General features: G+C 47.8%; 24 protein-coding genes and 1 pseudogene. 19 read left to right on the forward strand and 6 right to left on the reverse strand.

Annotated features, from left to right (window positions below):
- The first annotated feature begins 37 nt into the window (after positions 1-37).
- The 3 genes from MUB35_RS12600 to MUB35_RS12610 are packed head-to-tail and all read left to right on the forward strand — an operon-like array spanning position 38 to position 3,256.
- Positions 38-1,090, forward strand: coding sequence for an ROK family protein (locus MUB35_RS12600; RefSeq protein ID WP_103732404.1), 1,053 nt, complete (start codon positions 38-40; stop codon positions 1,088-1,090).
- Positions 1,087-2,370 carry an MFS transporter gene (locus MUB35_RS12605; protein ID WP_227243850.1) on the forward strand — a complete coding sequence of 428 codons (1,284 nt, stop codon included), beginning with the start codon at positions 1,087-1,089 and terminating at the stop codon, positions 2,368-2,370. The genes MUB35_RS12600 and MUB35_RS12605 overlap by 4 nt, the downstream gene beginning before the upstream one ends.
- Complete coding sequence (locus MUB35_RS12610; protein ID WP_244806320.1) at positions 2,357-3,256, forward strand: PHP domain-containing protein; 900 nt, start codon at positions 2,357-2,359, stop codon at positions 3,254-3,256. Before MUB35_RS12605 ends, MUB35_RS12610 begins: the two co-directional genes overlap by 14 nt.
- Before the next feature lie 33 nt (positions 3,257-3,289).
- Here the strand turns inward: MUB35_RS12610 and MUB35_RS12615 are convergent, their stop codons facing one another.
- Positions 3,290-5,299 (reverse strand): right-handed parallel beta-helix repeat-containing protein, encoded by a 2,010-nt coding sequence (locus MUB35_RS12615; RefSeq protein WP_244806321.1) that lies wholly within the window; start codon positions 5,297-5,299, stop codon positions 3,290-3,292.
- Positions 5,300-5,492: 193 nt separating this feature from the next.
- Here MUB35_RS12615 and MUB35_RS12620 point away from each other — a divergent pair, with 193 nt between their 5' ends.
- A complete protein-coding gene (locus MUB35_RS12620; protein WP_033142244.1) occupies positions 5,493-6,425 on the forward strand; it encodes an AraC family transcriptional regulator in 933 nt (310 codons plus the stop codon).
- A 47-nt stretch (positions 6,426-6,472) separates the two neighbouring features.
- On the opposite strand, the gene MUB35_RS12625 is transcribed toward MUB35_RS12620, so the two are convergent.
- On the reverse strand, positions 6,473-7,858 hold the full coding sequence (locus MUB35_RS12625; protein WP_054352312.1) for an MATE family efflux transporter: 1,386 nt from the start codon (positions 7,856-7,858) through the stop codon (positions 6,473-6,475).
- Between the two features lie 188 nt (positions 7,859-8,046).
- Here MUB35_RS12625 and MUB35_RS12630 point away from each other — a divergent pair, with 188 nt between their 5' ends.
- The 12 genes from MUB35_RS12630 to MUB35_RS12685 all read left to right on the forward strand — a co-directional run bounded on the left by MUB35_RS12630 (position 8,047) and on the right by MUB35_RS12685 (position 19,594).
- Positions 8,047-8,268: a cation transporter gene (locus MUB35_RS12630; RefSeq protein ID WP_033142242.1), complete on the forward strand. Its 222-nt coding sequence runs from the start codon at positions 8,047-8,049 to the stop codon at positions 8,266-8,268.
- Positions 8,269-8,324: 56 nt separating this feature from the next.
- Entirely contained in the window at positions 8,325-10,220 is a 1,896-nt protein-coding gene (locus MUB35_RS12635) for a heavy metal translocating P-type ATPase (protein ID WP_244806322.1), read from the forward strand.
- 151 nt (positions 10,221-10,371) lie between these two features.
- Positions 10,372-11,040: a FadR/GntR family transcriptional regulator gene (locus tag MUB35_RS12640; RefSeq protein ID WP_033142240.1), complete on the forward strand. Its 669-nt coding sequence runs from the start codon at positions 10,372-10,374 to the stop codon at positions 11,038-11,040.
- Positions 11,041-11,154: 114 nt separating this feature from the next.
- Positions 11,155-12,402, forward strand: a complete 1,248-nt coding sequence (locus MUB35_RS12645) for an enolase C-terminal domain-like protein (RefSeq protein ID WP_033142239.1) — start codon at positions 11,155-11,157, stop codon at positions 12,400-12,402.
- A gap of 12 nt (positions 12,403-12,414) precedes the next feature.
- Positions 12,415-13,416, forward strand: coding sequence for a TRAP transporter substrate-binding protein (locus MUB35_RS12650; protein ID WP_244806323.1), 1,002 nt, complete (start codon positions 12,415-12,417; stop codon positions 13,414-13,416).
- Positions 13,417-13,431: 15 nt separating this feature from the next.
- Positions 13,432-13,932 (forward strand): TRAP transporter small permease, encoded by a 501-nt coding sequence (locus MUB35_RS12655; protein ID WP_148393724.1) that lies wholly within the window; start codon positions 13,432-13,434, stop codon positions 13,930-13,932.
- Positions 13,932-15,215 carry a TRAP transporter large permease gene (locus tag MUB35_RS12660; RefSeq protein ID WP_033142236.1) on the forward strand — a complete coding sequence of 428 codons (1,284 nt, stop codon included), beginning with the start codon at positions 13,932-13,934 and terminating at the stop codon, positions 15,213-15,215. Before MUB35_RS12655 ends, MUB35_RS12660 begins: the two co-directional genes overlap by 1 nt.
- Before the next feature lie 90 nt (positions 15,216-15,305).
- A complete protein-coding gene (locus MUB35_RS12665; protein ID WP_244806324.1) occupies positions 15,306-16,340 on the forward strand; it encodes an alcohol dehydrogenase catalytic domain-containing protein in 1,035 nt (344 codons plus the stop codon).
- 60 nt (positions 16,341-16,400) lie between these two features.
- Positions 16,401-17,171: an SDR family oxidoreductase gene (locus MUB35_RS12670; RefSeq protein ID WP_103732174.1), complete on the forward strand. Its 771-nt coding sequence runs from the start codon at positions 16,401-16,403 to the stop codon at positions 17,169-17,171.
- A gap of 180 nt (positions 17,172-17,351) precedes the next feature.
- A complete protein-coding gene (locus MUB35_RS12675; RefSeq protein WP_033142252.1) occupies positions 17,352-17,546 on the forward strand; it encodes a hypothetical protein in 195 nt (64 codons plus the stop codon).
- A 140-nt stretch (positions 17,547-17,686) separates the two neighbouring features.
- A complete protein-coding gene (locus MUB35_RS12680; RefSeq protein WP_033142233.1) occupies positions 17,687-17,872 on the forward strand; it encodes a hypothetical protein in 186 nt (61 codons plus the stop codon).
- Between the two features lie 111 nt (positions 17,873-17,983).
- Complete coding sequence (locus MUB35_RS12685) at positions 17,984-19,594, forward strand: recombinase family protein (protein WP_244806325.1); 1,611 nt, start codon at positions 17,984-17,986, stop codon at positions 19,592-19,594.
- Between the two features lie 59 nt (positions 19,595-19,653).
- Here the strand turns inward: MUB35_RS12685 and MUB35_RS12690 are convergent.
- The 3 genes and pseudogenes from MUB35_RS12690 to MUB35_RS12700 all read right to left on the reverse strand — a co-directional run.
- A pseudogene (locus MUB35_RS12690) lies at positions 19,654-19,839 on the reverse strand (manganese catalase family protein); the annotation flags it as partial.
- A gap of 18 nt (positions 19,840-19,857) precedes the next feature.
- On the reverse strand, positions 19,858-20,118 hold the full coding sequence (locus MUB35_RS12695; protein WP_033142230.1) for a spore coat protein CotJB: 261 nt from the start codon (positions 20,116-20,118) through the stop codon (positions 19,858-19,860).
- Complete coding sequence (locus MUB35_RS12700; RefSeq protein ID WP_225305288.1) at positions 20,115-20,402, reverse strand: spore coat associated protein CotJA; 288 nt, start codon at positions 20,400-20,402, stop codon at positions 20,115-20,117. Before MUB35_RS12700 ends, MUB35_RS12695 begins: the two co-directional genes overlap by 4 nt.
- A gap of 213 nt (positions 20,403-20,615) precedes the next feature.
- Between MUB35_RS12700 and MUB35_RS12705 the strand changes: the two genes are divergently transcribed.
- Positions 20,616-21,917 (forward strand): phenylacetate--CoA ligase family protein, encoded by a 1,302-nt coding sequence (locus tag MUB35_RS12705; RefSeq protein ID WP_033142251.1) that lies wholly within the window; start codon positions 20,616-20,618, stop codon positions 21,915-21,917.
- Positions 21,918-21,934: 17 nt separating this feature from the next.
- Positions 21,935-22,372, forward strand: coding sequence for an ACT domain-containing protein (locus MUB35_RS12710; RefSeq protein WP_033142228.1), 438 nt, complete (start codon positions 21,935-21,937; stop codon positions 22,370-22,372).
- Positions 22,373-22,469: 97 nt separating this feature from the next.
- Here the strand turns inward: MUB35_RS12710 and MUB35_RS12715 are convergent, their stop codons facing one another.
- Positions 22,470-22,994, reverse strand: coding sequence for a hypothetical protein (locus MUB35_RS12715; protein WP_033142227.1), 525 nt, complete (start codon positions 22,992-22,994; stop codon positions 22,470-22,472).
- 182 nt (positions 22,995-23,176) lie between these two features.
- Between MUB35_RS12715 and MUB35_RS12720 the strand changes: the two genes are divergently transcribed.
- Positions 23,177-24,997 (forward strand): glycerophosphodiester phosphodiesterase, encoded by a 1,821-nt coding sequence (locus MUB35_RS12720; protein ID WP_244806326.1) that lies wholly within the window; start codon positions 23,177-23,179, stop codon positions 24,995-24,997.
- The last annotated feature ends 4 nt before the right edge of the window (positions 24,998-25,001 follow it).

The raw sequence follows: 25,001 nt of genomic DNA on the forward strand, positions 1-25,001 counted from the left end.
ATAAAAGTATCTGATAAAAGTGAAAAGGAGAATGCATATGGACACTCTGACTGCCAGACCAAGAGTATTGAAACAGGCAAATCTTTCCCTCATACGAAAAGTCCTGAAAGCAAAAGGAACTGCCACCAGGGCAGAGATTGCCTATGAGACGAAGATCAGTTCCACCACAGTCCGTTCTCTGCTGTCTGAAATGATGCAGAACGGAGAGATCGAGAGTGTTGGATACGATGAATCCAGCGGAGGAAGAAAAGCAGAGCGCTATGGGTTCCGGCCCAACCGGTATTACGGTGCGGCTTTCTGCATCACAGGAGACCAGATCTACGGTCTGCTGATCAATGTCTGCGGAGAGATCGTGGAAAAAACAAGGCTGGAGGCAGCAAACGGAGATTTTGAAAGCGCCATCACCGCTTGGATGGATGAACAGATAAAAAAAAGAGAAATCAAGTCCATAGGCATTGGCGTGCCCGGCGCGGTGGAAGGGAAAGGGTACTGGAGAACAAATGAGGCGGACGGGAAATTATATAAAATAGATATTGGCGACAGCCTTGAAAAGCGGTACAAGATTCCTGTGGTGCTGGAAAATGACCTGAATGCCACTGCCATCGGATTCGGACGGTGTTACGCAAAGGAGTTTCCTTGTGAGAATCCGGAGAACACGAATATGGCTTTTCTCTACTTTGAAAAGGGCTGTGTAAGCGCCGGTTTTATCTCAGGGGGCAGAGTTGTACGCGGACATCATAATTTTGCAGGGGAGCTGGGTCTGCTGCCCATGGAAGACGGAAAGACGCTGGATGCGTGCATGGCAGAGCCTATGGAGGATGTCAGATATGTTGATCTGGTGGTTCGGGTCATCAGTTTTATCTGCGGGATTCTGAATCCGCAGTATGTGGTCCTTGGCGGCCCGAGTCTGCAAAAGGACTGTATCGGGCCTATCGGTGACGGGCTTTCCGCCTTCCTGCCTAAACACCTGCTGGCAGAGATTCTCTACTCCCCGGATGTGTGGCATGATTATTTTGACGGGATGGCAAGTCTGACCGCTGCAAAGATGTTTGATGAGGTACAGTTTATAAAGGAGCAGCCATGTTTATGAAGCGGAGAGAGAAAATTCTGGATACCGGGCCACGGATCTGCTTTTTTGTGCAGACAGCATTTGGAACGGCGTTTTCGTATCTGACCAGCGGCGTGTTTTTAAGTGGCCTTGCGCTTCTTATGGGAGCAGGGGATGTGCTGGTCAGTTATCTGAGCGTGATCGTGAATATCTGCGGGGTGCTGATCCTTGGATTTGCGGCATATCTGGAGCGGTTTCAGAGCCGTAAGCGGCTGACTGTTATATTTACGGCACTTTCCAGAACCGCCACGCTTTTCATTGTACTCATACCGGCTGTGGTGCCGAAGCGGATGCAGATCGCCGTCTTTGTCCTGGCGGTGGTCATGGCTTTTACGCTTCAGGCCCAGACGACGGTAGTGCTGAACCAGTGGATGATGGGGTTTATGGATGAAAAGAAAAGCGGACGTTACATATCACTGAGACAGACGCTGACACTGGGCGTTACGGTCCTGTTATCTGTGGCTGGCGGTTTCTGGATGGACCATATGCAGGGGGAATACCTGGGATTTGCCGTTCTGTTCGGGGCAGCGGCGGTGATGAGTATCTGTGAAGTCATGCTTCTGATGCGGACACCTGACAGCGCGCCGTACCGGCCTTTGAAAATAAATTGCGGACTTGGGGATGCACTGAAGATACCTCTGAAAGACAGGAAGTTTGTGGGATTTGTGGTCTATATCCTGGCTTTTTATCTGCTTCTCAATATTTCAGACAGCTTTACCATGGTGTATATGATGAAATATCTGGCACTTCCCTATAAAACGGTGACGGCTATGTATATGATCATATCCCTGCCCCAGATCGTGCTTCTGGGCTTATGGGGGAGGATCAGCGATAAGCGGGGACATGAATTTGTTTTGAAAACCTCCATCTGGCTTTTTGCAGGTGAGACATTGTTTATGTCTTTTGCGGCGCCGAAGAACTGCCTGTTGTTTATTCCGGCTGCGTTTCTTATATCTTCCGTTGCAAATGCCGGTTTTGTAGTCGCTGTGTTTAACAGACGGTATGAGCTGATGCCGAAAGACAACAGGATCATGTATGATAATTTTTATACGGCAGTCATTGGACTCGGGTTTATTTTAGGCCCCATGATCGGAGGGGCAGTGAAAGGATTTCTGGAGGCAGGCGCAGCAGTGAAATCCACTGCTGCCATAAACGGAATTCACTGCCTGTATCTGATATCTACGGCAGGCATTCTGCTGCTGCAGGTCATTTATTACCGTGTGCAGGGAAGAAGGGAGGTGTGTGTCCATGTCAAGGGTTGATCTTCATATCCATACAAAGTTCAGTGATGACGGGGAGTTTTCTCCGGAAGAGATCATCAGGCAGTGTGAGGCATGCGGGATGGAGTGGATTGCCGTAACAGACCACAATTGTGTCCATGGCGTGGCCGAGGCTTTAAAAGCAGCCGTTAAAGTCAGGGTTATCCGGGGTGTGGAGCTGGACTGTGTGTATAGAGGACAGAATTTTCACCTGTTGGGATATGGCATTGATGTGAACCGTGAAGAATTTGCAGCCGTGGAACAAGATATTTTACAACAGGAGAGAAGGGCGGCAGAGGAAAAAATCCGGCTTTTCCGGCAGGCAGCAGGTATTGTGGTGGATGCGGATGAAATTCTTGCCGGGGCAGATAACGGTGTTGTGACCGGGGAACAGATTGCTGAATATGTCTTAAAACGCGGGGATGCAGACCGGTATGAAATACTGGCCCCCTACCTTCCGGGCGGGGAGAAAAGTGATATGCCAAATGTGCGGTTTTACTGGGATTTTTTTGCAAAGGGAAAGCCGGCCTATGTGGAGATATCCTATCTATCCCTTCCTGATGCTGCGACCCTGATACACAGCGCGGGCGGTGCGGCGGTTCTTGCGCATCCGGGGCAGAATCTGGGCGGAAATGATGAACTGCTGGATCAGATCACGGAGGAGAAAATTGACGGCATTGAAGTATTTTCTTCCTACCACAGCAGGGAGCAGGCACTGCATTATCTGGAAGCCGCGGAACAAAAGGGACTGTTTGTCACCTGCGGTAGCGATTTCCATGGCAAAAATAAGCCGAACATCGTACTGGGAGGTCATAATGCCCTGTGGAGCGATGAAAGACTTACATCAGAATTGAAAAAATGCTCCTTATGGAAACTGCCTGTTCTATAGCAGAACAGGCGGTCCCATAAGGAGCGGTAAGAATTATAATACATCCTCTAATTCACATCCGCAGGCAAAAGGACCTGCAAGCGGCATCATATCGCGCTTTCTTCCAAAGTAATCCCGGTCAAATACAATAGGAGTTCCGTCAGGTGCTTCAAATTTCTGTTCCGGCTCAAATGCCTCACCCAGCAGTTCTGTGCTTACAAACGGAGTCTCAAATTTTGGCAGGTAATCATACAGATTGGTCTCCAGACGGTATTCTCCGCCTTCCTCTTTTAATTCCAGCGTGATCTTGTGTTCCTCATCCACTTTATAATTTTCCTCTGCATCACACGGTTTGGCGCCGTTAAAGTATACATTGCCTCCGGTGTAGATGGGAAGATGGTCATAATAGATGTCTTTGTTGTCATGGTCCACAGCAGTCTCTGCGTTGAAGCGTCCAAAGTACGTCTCTGCCGTGGGATATCCGTCGTACGGTTTTGTTCCGCAGATAAACTGGTATTTATCCATGGTGCCCATGCCCTCAGATTCCGCATAGGCAGCCAGGTCCCGGCGGATTTCCTTCTGCACGAAGATATTGTTGTAGAAACGTGCATCACCGTGAAGGATCGTCATAAATCCGGCAACCTCTGTGCGGTGCGGTACGTGATATGGCGTATACCTCGGGGATGGCAGATATTGTCCGCCGTTATCTACACCGGCGCCTACCCAGGTAAAGGAACCTGCGATCAGGTTGTGTACAAGAGCGGTGCCCTGTGTGCTGATGCGGCATGCGCAGTCGGACAGAAGCAGATTGTTGTCAACCAGTGTGGGACCGTGGGAAACCTCGATAAAAATGTCCTCAGCCAGAGCCAGACCATTGGCAATCTCTGTTCCTTTTGGCGGAACATTGTCGTGGAACAGATTCTGTGTGACACGAGTCCCCTGTGCCTGCCAATCCAGCCACAGGCCGCGGGTGCAGTGGTGGAAATGGTTGCGGCGGATGATCACGTCAATGGCAGCATGCATTTTGATACCGCCGATCTCTGCGCCTGCCAGGTCCTGTTTGTTGTTGATATGGTGAATGTGGTTGTCCTCGATCACAGAGAACACGCCGCCTAAATGTCCTACAATACCGGTCTGTCCGCAGTCGTGGATGTTGCAGCGGCGGACAATGTGGGAACCGATGTTCTCTTTTGTCCATCCCTCAATCTGTGCCTGGCAGATGGCGTCACGTTCTGTCTGGGTTCCGTCTTTATAGAATCTGGTGGTCCACTTGTTTTCATTGTTCGGCTGCAGATATTTTCCCAGGGAGATACCGGAGCATTTGGAATCGGAAACCTCACAGTCCTCAATGATCCAGCCCTTTGACCAGTGGGGGCCGATCATGCCTTCCTGGTAAGCAGTGGGCGGTGCCCATGTGGTAGCTGCCTGTTTTACCGTGAAGCCTGACAGCGTGATATAATTAACGCCAGTCTTATCCGGGTAGAAGCAGTTGCGCCGCACATTGATCTCCACATTTTCCTCGTTGGGGTCAGCACCCTGGAAGTTGGCGTAGATGACAGTGAAGCCGTCTTCCTGTTTTGTGTACCATTTATAGAGGGTAAAATCCGGGTCCCAGGAACCTTTGTAAATGGATGGGTTTGTGACATCCTCCAGTGAAAATGCCTCATACATGGATTTGCCGTTTATGTATACCTCACCGGTATGCACCGGTTCCGGAGCACGGTACCAGTCACCTGCAATGACTGTGGTGTAGGGGTTATAGCAGCCGAAGATACCGTTGGGAATACGGGCTGTCCAGACATTGCCCTGATACTGTGTCCAGTTTTTTACAGGTTCCGCGCCGGTAATGACAGCGGCCAGCGGCTCCTCTGAGCGGTAGACAATACGATTGTTTTCGTCTGTACCGCCGTTTTTCGGATTTACATATTCCCGGTAAATACCCGGAGCTACCAGGACTTCGTCTCCTGCGCGGGCGGCAGCGGCTGCCTCACTGATGGTCTGAAACGGTTTTTCCTTAGTACCGCATCCGTTTCTGGGAGCATTTGCGGCTACATAATAAATCATAGATGTTATCCTCCTTTGGCTGTTTGAAACTAGTTACTATTTACAGCCCTGCAAAAAGCGCAGTTCTGTGAACAGTAACTTTTCTATTGACCTTCCCGGTCTTGTGATAATATAATTATACTGTGAATTTAGGGATATATAAATAATCATACTGCCTGAAAATATAAGAATCCTGCCATATACGGAGGTCGCTATGGTACAATTCAGAAAATTGGATATGGACGGAAGAAAAAAGGAAAAAATCGTTTATCAGAACCAGATGCTTCACTATGGCTTATATGTGCCGAGACCGGAGGCGTATTTCTTCGGGGATATTCCGTGGCACTGGCATGATGAATTTGAGTTCGGACATATTTTGGGCGGAAGTATGCAGTATAAGACCAATCATCATGAATTCATACTGCATGAGGGGGACGGAATATTTGTCAATTCCGGGGTTCTGCATTATCTGCATCCTCTGGAGCCTGTGGAGGAGGTAAGGCTGCAGTCACAGTTCTTTGACCGTTCTTTTCTGGCAGGCGCATCGGGAAGTATTCTGGATATCAAATATATTGTTCCTGTGCTGGAACAGAAACAACTGGACGCAGTGCCCCTTTACTGTTCCGATACGGGAAGCGCGGAGTTTCTGGAAAAAATGAGGGAAGGGGCAGAACTGAGCAGCAAGGGGGAGCCTTTTTTTGAGCTTCGCCTGCGGAATCTTTTCTCAAAGCTCTGGGAGATGGTGTATTCCTGGGCAATGGATGAGAAGAAAAGCGGGACAGGTTTCAACGCCCTGGAGGATGAACGAATCAAACAGATGCTGTCCTATATTCAGGAACATTACAGTGAGAAGATTACGGTGCAGGATATTGCATCCAGTATACATATCAGTGAGCGGGAGTGCTACCGTCTGTTTCAGACGAGTCTTGGGGAGACACCTGTGGAGTTCATGATCTCTCTGCGTCTGCAGAAGGCACAGGAGCTGCTGCGTTATACGGATAAAAGTGTTCTGGAGGTGGCTGTGGAGACCGGATTCGGGACCAGCAGCTATTTTGGAAAAATATTTAAACAATATCATCATATTACACCGAAACAGTATAAGAAGCTTAATTTTGACAGGAAAGAACATCCCGAAAAGGAGACCTGAAACGTGTGCGGCTGTCTGCGGAAACGCAAACAGCCGCACACGTTGCTTTACGCCGGAAGTTCTCCGTCTGCGGGCATCCGCCTTATCTCTTTCCGGACCAGAAGAACTGCCAGGATACCGGCAGCCGCGTCCGCAATAGGACCGGCATACATGACTCCATCAATTCCCATAAAGAGGGGGAAGATCAGGATCATGGGGATCAGGAACAGAATCTGTCTTGTCATGGAAAGCACAATACCGCGGGTGGCTTTGCCGATGGAAGTGAAAAAGTTAGCGGTCACCGGCTGCAGGCCGTTCAGGAAGGTACAGAACATAAAAATGCGGAAATACTTCTGGGCAAACTGATAATAAAGCTTGTCTCCGGAACCGAAAAGGCTGACGATCTGCCTGGGGAAGATCTGGAAACATATAAATGCAGTCACAGCCAGAATAGTTGCTGTTCCGGCTGCGCACAGATACGTCTTTTTCACCCGGGAATAGTTTTTGGCGCCGTAATTAAATCCCACGATTGGCTGTGAACCCTGGGCGATCCCGATGACAATGGACAGGAACACCATATTCACCTTGGCTACGATCCCTACCACCGCAAGGGGAATGTCGCTTCCGTAGACGGAGTGGGAACCATAGTGGCGAAGCACATTGTTCATGGTTATCTGGACCACGGTAAGGGCCAGCTGATTGAAGCAGGAGGCCATTCCGAGGGACGCGATAGCTTTGATACAGTGAGACCGGGGAATGAGATTTTTAAGCTTCAGCTCCACGGTTTTATACCGGGGCAGATAGAAGAGGACCAAACAGGCGGAGAATACCTGGCCGGTCACCGTTGCCCATGCAGCTCCGGCAATACCCCAGCCGAAGGTAAAAATGAACAGGGGGTCCAGCACAGTATTGATCAGAGCGCCGGAGACCATGGATATCATGGAATAGGTAGGACTGCCGTCCGCCCGGATCAGATGGTTGCCGCCTGTTGTCAGCATAAAAAACGGAATGCCCCAGGTGGTGATCCCCACATAGGTCATGGAATAGGGCAGAACCTTGGGGGTAGCGCCGAAGGCCAGGATCAGCGGCTTCAGGAACAGGCGGATCAAAATGACCAGGATGAGGCCGCACAGGATGAGGCTGCCGAATCCTGTGCCTGCAATATGCTTTGCCTTTTCTTCATGTTTACGCCCAAGTTCCAGATTAAAATTGGAGGCGCCTCCGATTCCTATGAGGAGAGCGATAGCTGTAGTTATGGTGGTAATGGGAAAAGCCACGTTTGTCGCGGCATTTCCGTACATGCCCACGCCCTGCCCGATGAAGATCTGGTCCACGATATTATACAGCGCGTTGACCAGCATGCTGATGATAGCCGGTACCGCGAATTTGGGCAGTAATTTACCAATCGGGCTGAAGCCCAGCGGGTTTTCTTTTATCTGTTGCGTATTCTCCATATGAGTTCTCCATCCTTTCTGATTTTATTTTAAGCCATCTGAAGAAGAAATCCAATACAGAAATTTGATGAATCTGAAAAAAAGAGAAAATAGTATTGACAGACAGGATAATACTTTGTATATTATATATGAACATATGAATATGTATTCATATGAAAACAAAATGAACGGAAAAGGAGAAAGTAAATATGAGAAAAACATTTAAACTGGTAGATTTAGACTGTGCACACTGTGCTGCAAAAATTGAGGACTCTGTAAGGAAGATGGAAGGTGTAACCGGAGTAGAAGTGAACTTTCTGAGTCAGAAGATGGTTCTGGAGGCATCTGAGGAGTACTTTTCTGAGATTGCGGACAAAGTGGTGAAACGGATTCGGAAAATTGAGCCGGATGTCACAGTGAAAAAAATTTAAGATCATTGCGGCAGGGGGAACTGCCTGCCGCCGCAATTTATGAAAGGAAGAGAATTATGACAAAAAAACAGAAAAAACAATTATACCGCATACTCACATCCATTCTCATTTTTCTGCCGGTCTTATGGCTGCCTCTGAATGAAACAGGAAAATTCATAGGATTTCTTGTCTGTTATGCCGTGATCGGGTGGGATATTATCTGGAAAGCTGTCACCAACATTCTGCATGGTCAGGTATTCGATGAGAATTTTCTGATGACCGTTGCCACTGTGGGAGCCATGTGTCTGGGGGACTATAAAGAAGGTGTGGCAGTCATGCTGTTTTATCAGGTGGGAGAATTGTTTCAGTCCTATGCTGTCAGCAAATCACGCCGTTCCATTGCAGGACTGATGGATATACGCCCGGACTATGCCAACGTTGTGAGGGATGGAAAAGAGACCAGGGTGGAACCGGATGAAGTTCTTGTTGAAGATGTGATTCTGGTCAAACCGGGAGAACGCATACCCCTTGACGGAATCGTTCTGGAGGGCAGCTCCACTCTGGACACCTCTGCACTGACAGGGGAATCCATGCCAAGGGAAACCGGGGCAGGGGCGGAGGTCATCAGCGGATGCATTAATCAGACAGGAACCCTGAGAATCCGCGTATCCAGGCCCTACGGGGAATCCACAGTTTCTAAAATATTGGATCTGGTGGAGAACGCCAGCAGCAAAAAATCAAAGTCCGAGGCATTTATCACACGTTTTGCCAGATACTACACACCCTCAGTTGTGGCAGCAGCAGCACTGCTTGCCATATTGCCGCCTCTTATTACCGGGCAGGCGTTTGCCCCCTGGATACACAGGGCGCTGACATTCCTGGTGATCTCCTGCCCGTGTGCGCTCGTAATCTCTGTTCCGCTGAGTTTCTTCGGCGGCATCGGCGGAGCTTCAAAGTGCGGTGTGCTGATCAAGGGAAGCAATTACCTGGAGGCACTGGCAAAAGCAGAGACTGTTGTGTTTGACAAGACAGGTACTCTGACGAAAGGGTCCTTTGCAGTGACGCGATGCTATCCCCGGGGAATCACCGGTGAAAGATTACTGGAACTGGCAGCCTGTGCAGAAAAAGACTCCAATCACCCCATTTCCAGGTCTATTGTGAGGGCATACAGAAAGAATACCGAACAGTTTACAGTTTCTGATGTACAGGAGATCCCGGGACACGGTATCTCTGTCACTCTGAATGGAAAAAATGTACTGGCAGGAAATGCAAAGCTGATGAAAAGTAGAAAAATCACGTTTCAGCCAGTGAAAGAAGCAGGTACCGTTGTCTACGTGGCGGAAGACGGGAAATACCGCGGTGCTGTCCTGATCGAGGATGAGATCAAGGAGGACGCAGCCTTTGCTGTCAGCGAACTGAAAAAAGCAGGGGTGCAGAAAACGGTTATGCTCACCGGAGACACAAAGGCAGTGGGCGAAAAGGTAGCAGGGAAATTAGGGCTTGATCTGGTCTATACAGAACTGCTTCCCGCGGATAAAGTGGCACACATGGAAGAACTGCTGGCCAGGACAAGTGAAAAAGGCAGGCTGGCTTTTGTGGGAGACGGGATCAATGATGCGCCGGTGCTCGCAAGAGCAGATATAGGAATCGCTATGGGTGGACTTGGTTCCGATGCGGCAATTGAGGCGGCAGACATTGTCATCATGACAGATGAACCGTCAAAGATAGCGGCAGCTATGCGGATTTCCAGAAAGACACTGGCAATCGTGCGCCAGAATATAGTTTTTGCTCTGGGAGTGAAGGCCTTTGTTCTGCTTCTGGGAGCACTTGGAATTGCATCTATGTGGGCAGCAGTCTTTGCAGATGTGGGTGTTGCTGTCATTGCCATATTAAATGCAGTCCGCGCGCTCCGAGTGCCGAAGGAGGAGAAGGTGTTGAGAAAAGAAAATTTCCGGGAGGCGCCGGCAGGGTGAATTTTACTAAATTGAACCGCTTATTTTCGGCAATTATTTACGAAATCCATTCACTGTGGTAGAATTATTCTATAATTGTATTGACAGAAAAAGAAAAAAGAATATAATGAACTTATCACTTGTCCTACAAGTTGAGACGAAGGGAAGATATATGAAAATAAAACGTGTCAATGTAACCAGCCAGGTGGTGGATTATCTGAAGAAGAATATTGAATCCGGAAACTGGACAGTTGGTGAGAAGATACCGTCAGAAAACCAGATGACAGAGGAGCTGGGCGTGAGCCGTTCCAGTATCAGAACGGCGCTGCAGTATCTGATTGGCCTTGGTGTCCTGGAAAGTGTGCATGGCAAAGGGACTTATCTGATCAACAGCCGTGTGGAGAACTGGGATGAGACGGAGAACAAGATCACATCCGAGGACTGCAGGGATATTGAAAAGGTATTGGAATTCAGAAAAATACTGGAACCAGATGCCTGCAGACTGGCAGTGGAAAAATGTACGCCCAAGATCATCACCGCTCTGGAGACATATCTGGAGCAAATGCAGATGTTCCAGGGAAATCGGGAAAAGTTTGTAAATGCAGACCTGAAATTCCATGAAGTTATCTGCCGTTCTACAGGCAACGCCCTGCTGGAAAAAAGCCTGCACAAGGTTTTCCAGGAGACCAGGCAGAATCATGAACAGATGAATGAACTGTTTGGCTATGATTCAGGGATCCATTACCATGCGCAGATTCTGGATGCATTTAAGAATGGCGATGCGGATGCAGCTCATGATATTATGTATGAACATCTGGACGCAGCTATGAAAAAGCTGTGAATCAGATTCTTACAGAACTGCCTGTTTCCCGTGGGAACGGGCAGTTATATGGAAAATGACAATGTTTTTATATTCTAACTTGTATGATGAGTAACAAGTAATAGGAGGAGAGAGATGTCAGTTAAAATTCAGGACATACGGGTCATATGTACAGCGCCGGAGGGCATTAACCTTGTCGTAGTCAAAGTGGAGACAAATCAGCCGGGATTGTACGGCCTGGGCTGTGCTACATTTGCTTACCGCCATCTGACGGTAAAGCACCTGATCGAGGAATATTTAAAACCGCTTCTTGTGGGGCGGGACGCTGAGAATATTGAGGAATTATGGCAGCTTATGCACCAGAACGGCTACTGGAGAAACGGCCCTATTGAAAATAATGCGATTTCCGGCATTGATATGGCGTTGTGGGATATCAAAGGCAAGATGGCAGATATGCCGGTGTATCAGCTGTTCGGAGGAAAAGTAAGGGAAGGGATTCCGGTATACCGCCATGTGGACGGAAAAGATATCGGGGAAATCTGTGAAAATATTCAAAGATTCCAGGAGATGGGAATTACGCATCTGCGCTGCCAGTGCGGCGGCTACGGCGGGGCACCTTACGGACAGACACCTGAGACAGCGCCGGAAGGGGCACATGATGGGATGTATCTGGACTCCAGGAAGTATATTCGTGACACAGTAAAACTTTTTGGAGAAATCCGTGACAGAATCGGATATGATATGGAATTGGTACATGATGTACATGAGCGCATCGCTCCTGTGGAAGCTATCAAACTGGCAAAGGAGCTGGAACCCTTTGATCTGTTTTTCCTGGAGGACCCGGTTCCGCTGGAGCAGACAAACTGGCTGAGAAACTTGCGGGAACAGACCAGCATCCCCATTGCCCAGGGAGAGCTTTTCAACAATCCTAAAGAGTGGAAAACTCTCATAGCAGAGCAGCTGATTGATTTTATCCGTGTACATATCAGTCAGATAGGAGGCATCACACCAGCCAGAAAACTTCAGATTTTCGCGGAGCAGTTTGGTGTGCGCACCGCATGGCATGGGCCAGGTGATATGTCACCCCTGGCTCACGCGGCAAATATCCATATTGATCTGGCGGCACCTAATTTCGGAGTGCAGGAGTGGTCAGGAATCGAACCGCCTAATTTTGTGATACAGGATCTGAAGGGGCCGCATGGCGCGCTGCTGGAAGTCTTTCAAGGTCTTCCCGAATTTCGCAGGGGTTATGTGTATGCCAATGATAAACCGGGTCTGGGTGTGGATATTGATGAGAAGGAAGCAGCAAAATATCCGTGTGAAAAGACAGTCACCACATGGACGCAAACGAGATTGAGAGACGGTTCTCTGCAGACACCGTAAAGGGAGGGTAACATGAAGGTAAGAAAACTGGCAGCATTGTCCATAGCGGGAATACTCGCAGCACTGGCTATGGCGGGATGCGGCAAAGACAGCAGTATTTATGATGAAAACGGAAAAGTGAGCCTGAGAATGGCACAGACATCAGCAGCAGACGGAGCCATTGGAATCTCCATGGAGGAGTTTGCCGAGAATGTAAAAGAAGAATCAGAGGGCAGAATTGAGATATCTGTTTTCCACAACGGACAGCTCGGCTCAGAGAGAGATAATATCGAGGCATGTGAACTGGGCAATCTGGATATAGCAGTGGTAAATCAAAGTGTGCTGGCGAATTTCATTCCTGAGATTGCAGCGTTTGACCTGCCCTATGTGATCGAGGGTACAGAGCATGCGGATAAGGTGTTTATGGGAGAAATCGGACAGGACTTTCTCAAAAGACTGGATAAGGTGGAGCTGAAAGGATTAGGAATCTGGGAATCCGGGTTCCGTAATCTGACCAATTCCAAGAAAGAGATCAACAGTGCCGAGGATGTGAAGGGACTGAGAATCCGTGTTATGGAAAATGAAATCCATCAGAAGCTCTGGAAAGCGCTGGGGGCGGATCCGGTGCCCATGGCCTGGAGTGAGGCATATACCGCAATGCAGCAGGGCGCCATTGACGGACAGGAAAATCCTGCTACGGTCATCGACAAAAATAATGTGGTGGAAGTAAATAAGCATATGGCCATTACAGAACATGTGTATTCCACGGTGTATGTTCTGATGGCGCCCAAAACATGGAATTCCCTCACAGATGAGGACCAGCAGGTCATTGCGGAGTGTATGGAGGAAGCCAACCTTGCGGAGCGGGAACTGAGCCGGAAGATGGATGCGGAGGCTGTTTCCACACTGGAGGAACAGGGAATGAAGGTGACTTATCCGGATAAGACAGAACTGATTGCAGAGACACAGAGTGTCAGGGATACTTACGGTGCAGACTACAAAGAGACTCTTGACAGGATAGCTGCAGCAAAATAGCAAAGGAGAAGGAAGATGGAGAAAGCAAAGCAGGTTTTTAGCAGGCTGCAGAGTGCTGTGAATGCATTGACTGCGGTTATACTGGTGGCAATTATGGTGATCATACTGGTGCAGACTTTTACCAGATACGTTATTTTTTACAGCATACCCTGGTCTGAGGAGGCATCCAGGTATCTGTTCGTGGCAATGATCCTTCTGGGAATCAATATGGGTATATCCCAGAATCTCATGGTACGCATTGACATTATAGATAATTTTCTGCCGTCCGGAGTGAAAAAGGCCTTTGAGATAGGAAGGCAGGTTCTGGCACTGGCTATATCCGCTGTGTTTTTTTACAGCACTTTTGGTATGCTGCGCATTGGAGGATACCAGTTGAGTCCGGCCATGAGGATTCCCATGAATGTTATGTACGGAATCCTGTGTCTCGGATTTGGACTTGCAGTGATTTCCGTAATCTTTAAACTGCAGGAAACCGTAACAATGAAAACAACCGAAGAGAAAGGGGGAAATAACTGATGTCAGCTTCCGCAGCAGCTTTGATCGTTGTACTGATTGTTCTCATGCTTCTCGGCCTGCCGATTACCTGGGCCCTGGGAGGTGCATGCATCTGTGCTATATTTTTAGACCCGGCATTATCACTGGCCATGATCACCCAGAAGATTTTTACGGGGTGTGATAACTTTTCCATGCTGGCTCTGCCCGCATTCTTTCTGGCAGGTGATATCATGTCAAAGGGCGGTCTTTCCAAAAGGCTGGTGGCCTTTGCAGATTCCTTTGTAGGCTGGATCTCAGGAGGAATTTCACTTGTATCTATTGTGGCGTGTACCTTTTTTGCGGCAATTTCCGGCTCCTCTGTTGCGACAACAGCGGCTATCGGCGGTCTGATGTACCCGGAAATGGTAAAAAGAGGATATCCCAAGGATTATGCGGCAGCCGTACAGGCAATTGGCGGAACACTGGGAATCGTCATTCCGCCGTCCACAGTATTTGTTATTTATGGTAATATTACCGGTGTATCTGTGGCAAAACTGCTGATGGCAGGTGTTCTGCCGGGTATCCTGTGCGGAATCCTGCTCTGTGTATATGCCTTTTATAAAGCAAAAAAATGTAATTTTCCAAAAGAGGCGGGATTTTCCTTCAGGAGATTTCTTCTTTCCTTCAAGGATGCAATCTGGGCATTGATCATGCCCATCGTGATCCTGGGCGGCATTTACGCAGGTATTTTTACTCCGACGGAATCCGCAGTGGTTGCAGTGTTCTACGGATTTCTGGTGTGCATTGCCATCTACAGGGAAATCAGCGGAAAAGATGTCTGGGAGATTCTGAAAGGAACTGCTGTCAGCACTGCAAACCTAATGTTCCTGGTTGTTACGGCACAGATGTTCGGATATCTGATCACTTATTATAAGATTCCGGTTGCGGTCACCAATGCATTCATGGCAGTGGCAAGTAATAAATATGTGTTCCTGGCACTGATCATTGTGCTGCTTCTTATCTGCGGTATGTTTCTGGAGGTGGGCGCCACCAATTTGATCCTCGGTCCGATTCTGGCACCGATCGCAGTGGCATTCGGCGTGGACCCGGTTCATTTTGGTATGCTGTTCGTATTTCTGTTGGCACTTGGCCAGGCGACACCGCCATTTGGGACGACTATGTTTGTGGCCTGTGGATTTTCGGAGCAGCCGGTCAGCAAAGTGGCAAAGAATCTGATTCCTTTTGTGGCGGTGGAAGTAGTTTGTGCAATTATTTTTGCCTATGTTCCGGCACTCTCCACGCTGCTGCCGAATCTGGTTTCCTGACAGAGAGATGATACTGAATTTTAATTAAGAATATGAAATACTGCCCGGAATTCATTTCGGGCAGGGGGATTACCCGGAAAGGAAAGAAAAATGAAGAATACAATGAAGGAAGTAGTGGTTGTAAGGCCGCATCAGGTAGAAGTGCGTGAAGTCCCGGTTCCCGTTCCCGGTGATGATGAGGTTTTGATTCAGATGAAGGCAGCAGGCGTATGCGGAAGTGACCATCACATTTATCACGGCGCAAATCCCTGTTCTACATATCCTCGTATCCCGGGCCATGAAAATGCGGGGATTGTTGTGAAGGCAGGAAAAAATGCAGCAAATGTAAAAGAAGGAGACCATGTGATCGTAGACCTGATCCACACATGCGGAGAATGTTATCAGTGCAGGATCGGCAGAAAAAATGTATGTGAAAAGGTAATGGTCAGAGGCTCCGGGATGGACGGCGGCTGGAGAGAATATTTTACGGCACCGGCAAATGAAGTTTATAAGATTGATGACAGCGTGTCATGGGAGGACGCGGCTCTTGTGGAACCCTACGCTATCGGTGCGCACTGTACAGCCAGAGGACGTGTAGTACCGGAAGATACTGTCCTGATTCTGGGAACAGGAACCATCGGTGCCATAATCCTGCAGACCTGTAAAGCAAAGGGGTGCAAAACAGTGATCTGCTGTGACATCAGCGACAGCTCCCTGGAACGCGCAAAGGGATATGGCGCAGATTATGTGATCAATACAAAGAAAGAAAATCTGGCGGAAGCAGTCCAGAACATCACAGACGGCCATGGAGTCACCATCGCGTTTGATTCAGCCTGCTTTCCCGGTTCCCTCACAATGATCATGCAGCCGGGGATCGTCTGCAACGCAGGGCGTGTGGTCCCGCTGGGATTTTGTACGAAACCGGAGGAGATCACACAGGCCATGATCAATCAAAGGGAACTGGACATTATAGGAACCAGGATGTCCTGTTATAAATTTGAACCGACCATTGCGTGCATGGAGAAGAAGCAGTTTAACACAGAAGGAATCGCTACTACATTTATAAAATTCAGTGAGATTGAAAAAGTATTTCATTATATGGATAATCCGGAACCGTCGGTAAAGAAAATGGTAATTATGTTTTAGCTACAGCATACATTCAGGTTTTTGAAAGGAGGGCAGGATCCGGTATCCTGCAGCACAGACATGAAGGGAAATGAATTATTTAACATAGAAGGAAAAAAAGCAATCGTGACAGGCGGAACAAGAGGTCTTGGATACGGAATGGCAGAAGGCCTTATGGAGGCCGGCTGTGAGGTGGTCATTGTGGGAACATCCCATAAGGTCCATGAAACAGCGAAACAGTTTCAGGAAAGAGGCTACAAGTGTCATGGCGTAAAAGCCAATCTGGCAGTGCGTGAGGAAGTGTACCGCTGTTTTCAGGAATGTGTGGAAAAGCTGGGAAATGATCTGGACATTCTTGTGACTGCCCATGGCATTCAGAGGCGCCACAGCGCGGAAGTGTTCCCTGTTGAGGAATGGGATGAGGTCCTGAATGTGAATCTGAATTCCGTATTTATCCTCTGCCAGGAGGCAGCTAAAATCATGCTGGAAAAAGGATATGGGAAGATCATCAATATTGCCTCCATGGTATCCTGGTTTGGAGGACAGACCGTTCCTGCCTATACAGCGGCAAAAGGCGGAGTGACACAGCTTACAAAGGAATTGAGTAATGACTGGATCGCAAGAGGAATTAACGTAAACGCCATTGCACCGGGATATATGGCAACAGAGATGAATGCTGCCCTTCTGGACAAGGAAAATCCCAGATATCAGCAGATTACAGACAGGATTCCTGCAAACCGCTGGGGAACAGGGGATGATATGAAAGGAGCCTGTATTTTCCTGGCCTCCCATGCCAGTGATTATCTGGGCGGAGCCATTATTCCCGTAGACGGAGGATATCTTGTAAAATAAAATACAGGAGAAGTATGCTGTGATGTCAGGGGGGGGGTGAGCAAAAGGATGAACGGCTGTATTACATTGTCCTGATAAATTTTCTGATAAGGAAGAATGTCTTGTTTTAAAGAAAAATAGGGGATACAATAGAAGATGAAAACTTATATCAGAAAGCATGTGTATCAGGAGGTGAAAAATATGGCAGTTTTAGACGGATGTGAAAGCAAATACAGAACCCCGGTATCGGAAGACCGGATATGTCCAAAATGCGGTGAGGAAGTGGAAGTTTTTACTGTAAGAGGCAGAGTTGTGGAGGAGACCAGTTGTTCCTGCGGATATGTATTTCAGGCGGAGGAAGTGGAACCTCTGAAGACGGAAAAAGAAGAGAAGTAATAGAAAGTTTAGAAGTACCCGGAAGCGGCAGACAGAATAAATGCGGCTTCCGGGTATTTTTATAAAGGAAAATTATTTCCGGCATAACAAAATTTCTGTTTCCGCATACTCTATTATAAGGAGTCATCAGGGGATGTTATGTGGGAAACAGTATGGAAAAGAGCAGTTCTTTGCAGCAGGAAAATGTACATAGGATTGCGTTGACTAAGGAGCAGCAGAAGAATTTCAGCAGGCAGCTGAAGCGGGGAATCTGCAGGGAACTCCATGCGCAGAGTCTGCTGACAGATGAGCAGCTCGGCATATTGCTGAATGAGCTGGAAGAATGAGAGTATATGGCTGTTGGAATATGTTTCCGGCGGCCTTATATTTTTATTTCCTGTTTTGGCGTATAAGTCCGGCATACAGGAATTTTAATATAGAAGTTGGAGGCTTTACAGGTGGGAAATAAAGTGAGGGCGGCTGCGTACGGAAGAGTATCGACGGAGAAGGATGATCAGGCAAATTCCCTTAAAAGCCAGCGAAAATATTTTTCCGATTACATCAGTCAGCATGAGGACTGGGAGCTGACAGGTATTTATTATGATGAGGGAATCAGCGGAACCCAGACTGCAAAACGAAAAGGGTTCAATCAAATGATCCAGGATGCCATGGCAGGCAGGATAGATTTGATCCTCACAAAAGAAGTGTCCAGGTTTGCCAGAAATACGGTGGATACCCTGTCTTTTGTCAGAAAGTTGAAGGCAAAAGGCGTCCGGGTTATTTTTACGATAGATAATATTGATACAATGGACGGAGATGGGGAACTGCGTCTGTCCATCATGGCTACCCTTGCCCAGGATGAAAGCAGGAAGACTTCCGAACGTGTAAAGTGGGGACAGAAACGCAGAATGGAGCAGGGTGTGGTATTCGGAAGGGACCTTCTCGGATATACGGTGAAGCAGGGCAGGATGTTTGTGAATGAGGAGGAGGCAGAGATTGTCAGAAGCATATTTCATAAATATACAAATGAGCAAAAAGGTACCCATATCATTGCAAGGGAACTGCAGGAAGAAGGAATACAGCCGAAACGGGGCACTATGTGGTCAAATACTATGATCCTGAAAGTATTGAAAAATGAAAAATACGCAGGTGACTTGTGTCAGAAAAAGACGATCACTCCGGATTACCTGTCCCACAGGAAAAAGAAGAATGAGGGTGAGGAGGAAATGGTTTACCTGAAAAACCATCATACCCCTATAATTGACAGAGTGCTGTGGGAAAGAACCCAGAAGGAGCTGGAAAGAAGGTCTTTATCCTATCACAAGGCTTCAAAGTGCAGCCGTTATTGGTGCAGTGGAATGGTGAAGTGTGGTGAATGCGGGGCCGGCTTTGTGGTCCGCACAAAAAAACGAAGGGATGGAAGTATCTACAGGGCATGGAGATGTTATCATCATGCGAACTATGGAAAGAGGAAGGAAGTTGGGGAAGGGGCAGAATACGGATGTGACAACACTGCGGTCAGTGATCTGGCGCTGCGCACCTGTGTGCGTTATGCAGTAAAACAGGTGGACTTTGACTGGGATGCCGTGGAAACAGAAATTCTCTGGCGCATTAAAAATTTGAGGCAGGCAGATACATATGCAGAGGATACTGCCGTGATTGAGAAAAAAATAGAGGAAATCCAGACAAAAAAGAAAAAATGTGTTGATCTGGCTTTGGAGGGGATTTTAAGTGCCGATGAACTGACAGAGCAGAAGGAATGGTATGACGGGCAGAAGGAGAGACTGGAGAGAAAACTTCTGAGAGCCAGAAAGGAAGAAGAGACAGAGAAGAAGAGAAGGTCCTGCTTTGAGAGATATGTGGGGGCGGTTGATAAGATATTGCATTTTAATGTGGAGGAAGAGTCTCTTTACCGGGAATTAGTGGATGAGATTATTGTATATCCCGGTCAGATCGTGTGTGTATGGCTGAAATACATACCGTTTGGGATACAGATGAGGATTCATAGCTGTGGAAGACGTGACCGTTATCAAACGGAAATTTTAGAGTCGGTTTTGGTGGGGAAGTGAGAGCAGGGATATGAGAAGATGAGGACAGAAAACGGAGGGGGTAATAGCGGTTACGATATACCTATATCATTCAGGGTACCCATGGCAATGCGGTTCGGCATGGCAAAACGCTGTGACAGGTAACGCATGGAAGCGGCGATTTCGCCATCCGGTCCACCATACTGACTCATAATAAACAAAGCAGCCTTGGCATTCGGCGTTTTAATATTTATCGGATACTGTAATCTCTTCTCATAATTCCACATACTCTGACTCCCTCCTTTCTATTCCCAAGGCCACGGCTGCATCACCCAGTCCCATGAGGTACTGCAGTCATCATCAGCAGTTGCAATGGTAAGCGGGCCATAATACATGGCGTATTCTTTCAGTGCTTCTTCACGGATGCGAATCTTATCTGTCATAAATTCCATGGCACATTTGTCATCCGGATGGGTGTCGAGGTAGAGGTTCATATCGTTGACAGCGAAGCTGACCTCATTGATCAGCTGCATTAACTGCGCTTTGCTGCGTCTGCATTCTTTCATCGACAGCCACCTCTCTTTCCACAGAATGGTTTGCACAGTTCAGGGAAGATGGTTCCCATCTGCAGTGCTTTACACAGTTCAAAGGTGGTTTTAAATTTCTGCATTGGCACATATGCCATGGTAAGCGGCAGCTTATCAGCATGTTCGTAGATTGAGGTGTTGTCTACCATATCGCAGTTACAGCCGCAGGGTGTACGGCGGCCGCAGTTGTTCCGTGCCGGCATTTCCCTGTTCGGCGGAGAATACGGACGGACGCCCTGATAATTCATTCGACATTTTTCCATATCTGGTTTTCCTTTATATTTACTTATACAGTAATATCTTATGAAAGACTGCATAAAATGTTAAATATTCTTTACGCTGAAGCGCTAAAATGGTATAATAACAAAAACGGGCCGATGCGGGGCAGAACCCGGCGGCAGGTGTTTCGGGGCAAAGGTATGGAAAGGTCCGGAATGCCGTTTTAGAGTAAAATGGATGGAAAGGAATTTACAGCAATGGAGAATTATTATCAGCCGGAAGTCGAATGTGCCTCAAGAGAGCAGATTCGCAAGTGGCAGGACGAGCGCCTGGCAAAACAGGTAAAGCACGTATATGACAACGTGCCCTATTACAGAGCAAAAATGGAGGAAAAGGGCATTGTGCCTGAGGATATCAAATCCGTGGACGACCTACATAAGCTTCCCTTCTTGACAAAAGAAGATCTGCGTGAAGCGTATCCCTACGGACTGCTGGCAGTCCCCCTTTCTGACTGTGTGCGTATTCAGTCTACAAGCGGCACCACGGGCAGAAGAGTGGTGGCATTTTATACACAGCACGATCTGGATCTGTGGGATGACTGCTGCGCCAGAGCTATCATGGCAGCAGGCGGAACGAAGGACGATGTGGTACATGTGTGTTACGGATACGGACTGTTTACAGGAGGTCCGGGACTCAACGGCGGTTCCCACAAAGTGGGTTCCCTGACACTGCCCATGTCTTCCGGTAATACAGACAGACAGATCCAGTTTATGTGCGACCTCGGCTCCACGATCCTCTGCTGTACCCCTTCTTATGCGGCATACCTGGCGGAGACCATCTGCGAGAGAGGTCTCAGGGACAAGATTAAGCTGAAAGCAGGTATCTTCGGCGCTGAGGCATGGAGTGAAGAGATGCGCCGTGATGTGGAGGAGAAGCTTGGAATCCGTGCGTATGACATTTATGGCCTTACCGAGATTTCCGGTCCCGGTGTCTCCTTTGAGTGCAGCGCCCAGGGCGGCATGCATATCAATGAGGACCATTTTATAGCTGAGATCATTGACCCGGCCACAGGCGAAGTGCTGCCGGACGGAGAGAAGGGCGAACTGGTATTTACCAGCATTACAAAAGAGGCATTCCCGCTTCTCCGTTACAGGACAAGAGATATCTGCGTACTGAACCGTGAAAAATGCTCCTGCGGCAGAACGCATGTGCGCATGTCCAAACCAATGGGCAGAAGTGATGATATGCTCATCGTCAAGGGCGTCAATGTATTCCCGAGCCAGATTGAAACGGTGCTTCTCAATAAGGGCTACCCGGCTAACTACCAGATCATCGTAAGCCGCGAGAAGAACAGTGACAAGCTGGAGGTTCAGGTGGAGATGACACCGGAAATGTTCTCTGACTCCATCCGCGAGATTGAAGTGAGAGAGCGCGAGCTGATTGAGGCTCTGAAGTCCATGCTGGGCATTTATGCAGTAGTGAAACTGGTTGCGCCGAAGACCATCGCACGAAGCGAAGGCAAGGCAAAACGCGTGATCGATAACCGTAATCTTTACTAGAAAAAGGGGGGATTTTTATGACAGTAAAACAGATTTCCGTATTTGTGGAAAATAAACCGGGTATGCTGGCAGAGCTGGCAAATGCGCTGAATGAGAATAAGATCAATATGAGGGCATTGTCTCTGGCCGAGACAAAGGATTTCGGTATTATCCGCCTAATCCTGGATGATCCCTTCAATGCAGTCAGAGTATTGAAAGACTGCGGATATGTATGCTCCATCACAAAGGTACTGGCAATCGCCATTTCCAATCAACCGGGAAGCCTTGGAAAAGTCATGCAGATCCTGGGAGACAACCAGATCAATGTGGAATACACTTATGCCTTCACCGCAGGCGTGAAAGACAAGGCATGCATGATCTTAAGGGTAGGGGACAATGAAAAAGCCATTGAAGCCCTGACGAAAAATGGTGTAAAACCTCTCTGCCAGGACGATCTGGATGAGCTGTACAGATAAAAAAGTCTGCTGCACCCGGAAACTGTCTGCATAGGACATGCTTCTGCGAAAAAAAGATGCCGCTGAATCACCGAAAAAGTGATCAGCGGCATTCTTTCTATACTTCCACAAGCATTCCCTGTACCTTGTCGTACCGGCAGTATTTTCCGTTTTCTGATATGAATGGAAAATAATCCCCGGTGCGGATATTCTTTATGTACACGATCTTGGTGGCTTTCATATAGACAAAGGAAAATCTTTCGTTAGGTGAGGAAATCCATTCAAAGAGATTCTGTTTCCCATCCTCAGCCAGTACAAGGGAGTAACCGCCCTCACAGGCATCCAGATGGAAATAGCTCCTCTTCTGTTCACTGTCCTCTGTAAATACATGGCCGTAAATATAGTCGGAAAATGTATTTTCTACAAATTTTCGGAAACTTTTGAGATTTAAAACATCTCCGGAAGCCTCCACAGTAATTCTGTCGCCCCGTTCCAGACGCGCACGGAAAATCCCCAGAATTTCAACGGCCTGGTTTAAAAAAGAAATACTGCTGTACTCCAGTGATTCCAACAAAGTATCGGTTACTTCCTTTGACAGGACAGGAGATTCCTTGGCCTGTGTATACAATTCATCTGGTGTCATAACGTTACCCTCCACTACATGTTTTTAACTACCTAAATTTATTATAATATAGAGGTTGAGAAAGTCAAGGTGAAAAGAATTATTTGTATACTTGTGTTATGGGTATAATATTTGTTAAAATAAAAGAAACAGCCAGCGCGGCATCTGTGGGCTGACAGAATCAGAGGCGGGAAGTGACAGGCATGAAACAGATTTTCAGAAGTATGTGGAGAGCAGTAAAAAAGAATATGGTCAGTCTTTTGCTTTTTGAGACAGGTTACAGAACGGCTTCCTTTCTGCTGGTAATGCATGCTGTCTCCGCTGCGGTCGATTACTCTTTGAAAGCGCAGAACTTCAGTTATCTGACGGCTGAAAACTATCTGAAATTTCTTGCAAGCCCCCTGTCTGTTGTGCTGCTTCTGGGGATTCTGATACTTATCTTACTGCTGTTTCTTATAGAGATTTCCGCCCTTTTATCCTGTTTCAGGCATTCCTACCAGGGACGGAAAATTTATACCAGCGACATGCTAATTGAAGGTGTGAAACGGTCCTGGGATTTTCTGAAAAACAGCCATGTATCCTGGTTCTGGTGTATTATTCTGGCCGCCCCCTTTTTGTCCATATATTTTCTTATCCGGGAAATTTCCTATATCAGAGTCCTGGAATTTACGGCCAGACAGATTTATAAAATAGTCAGTCCCCACTGGATTTTATACGGTCTTATAGGAATTATACTTCTCTTCTCCTTCTTATTCATCTTTTCTCTGCCCTATTGCCTTTTGGAAGAGCAGAAGAGTCGGAAGGGAATGAAAGACGGCCTGAAACTGCTGAAAAGGCAGTGGAAAAAGACGCTTCTGGGATTTGTCCTGCTTCATATTGGAATGCTGGTGTTTATTGCCCTGGTCTATGTGTTGGTACTGGCAGGCATGACGGGCATCGCCATGCTGACAAAATCCGGTTCTTCGGTAGTCAGCTCAGTGCTCATATACAGCAGTTGGATCGACATGGGGCTTGGAATCTTTGCCGGTGCGGTGCAGTTGATCTGCAGCCTGGCATTTGTGTACGTGGTATATGCCAGATTTCATGTGCAGCCCCGGACAGAGGCTGCCATGGAAGCCATTATCCGTAACCATATCTGGTTTTTAAAAGTGGGCAGGCGGAAGATCGCGGCAGCCCTTACCCTGCTGCTGCTTCTGGGAGAGGGGACGTATCTTGTAGTCCTGGCCTCCTCGCACGACAGCGCGGTGAACAGCCTGCTCACCACCATGGGCGTCACGGCTCACCGGGGAGGCGCGCTGATGGCACCGGAGAATACCATAAGTTCTCTGGGATACACCATAGACAGCGGCGCAGACTTCGCGGAGATTGACGTGCAGGAGACAAAGGACGGGGAATTGGTGCTGCTTCATGACAATTCCCTGAAGCGGACAGCCGGTGTCAATAAAAATGTGTGGGAGATGGACTATGCGGAGATAGAGAAACTGGATGCCGGTTCCAGTTTCCACAAAAAGTTCCGGGGTGAAAAAATCCCCACACTGGACGAGGTTTTAAAATTTTGTAAAGGAAGACTGGACTTAAATATAGAGATTAAGTATAATGGTAAAAATAAGGGCATTGTAAAAAAAGTGGTCAGGGTCATTGAACAGAATGGATTTGAGGACCACTGTGTCATAACTTCCATGAATTACGGATTTCTGCAGCAGGTGAAAAAGGCAAACCCCAATATCCGTACCGGCTACATCATGACAATGACTTACGGAAGTATTTCACGGATCACAGCGGCAGATTTTTTCAGTGTGAAATACACATACATTGATGAAGAATTTGTCAGGGAGGCCCATTCCTTAGGTAAAGAAGTCCATGCCTGGACCGTCAATTACCGCGGTGACATCAAGCGGATGATCGATGTGGGAGCGGACAATATCATCACTGATAATCCGGTGCTGGTGCGTAAGGTAATGAACCGGGAAAGTGAGACGGAGACTGGCTTCTGGGAGCTTATGAAGTATGCCCTGAGAATATAAGACA

The organism is Blautia sp. NSJ-175 (assembly GCF_022867815.1).
Taxonomy (GTDB): domain Bacteria; phylum Bacillota; class Clostridia; order Lachnospirales; family Lachnospiraceae; genus Blautia; species Blautia celeris.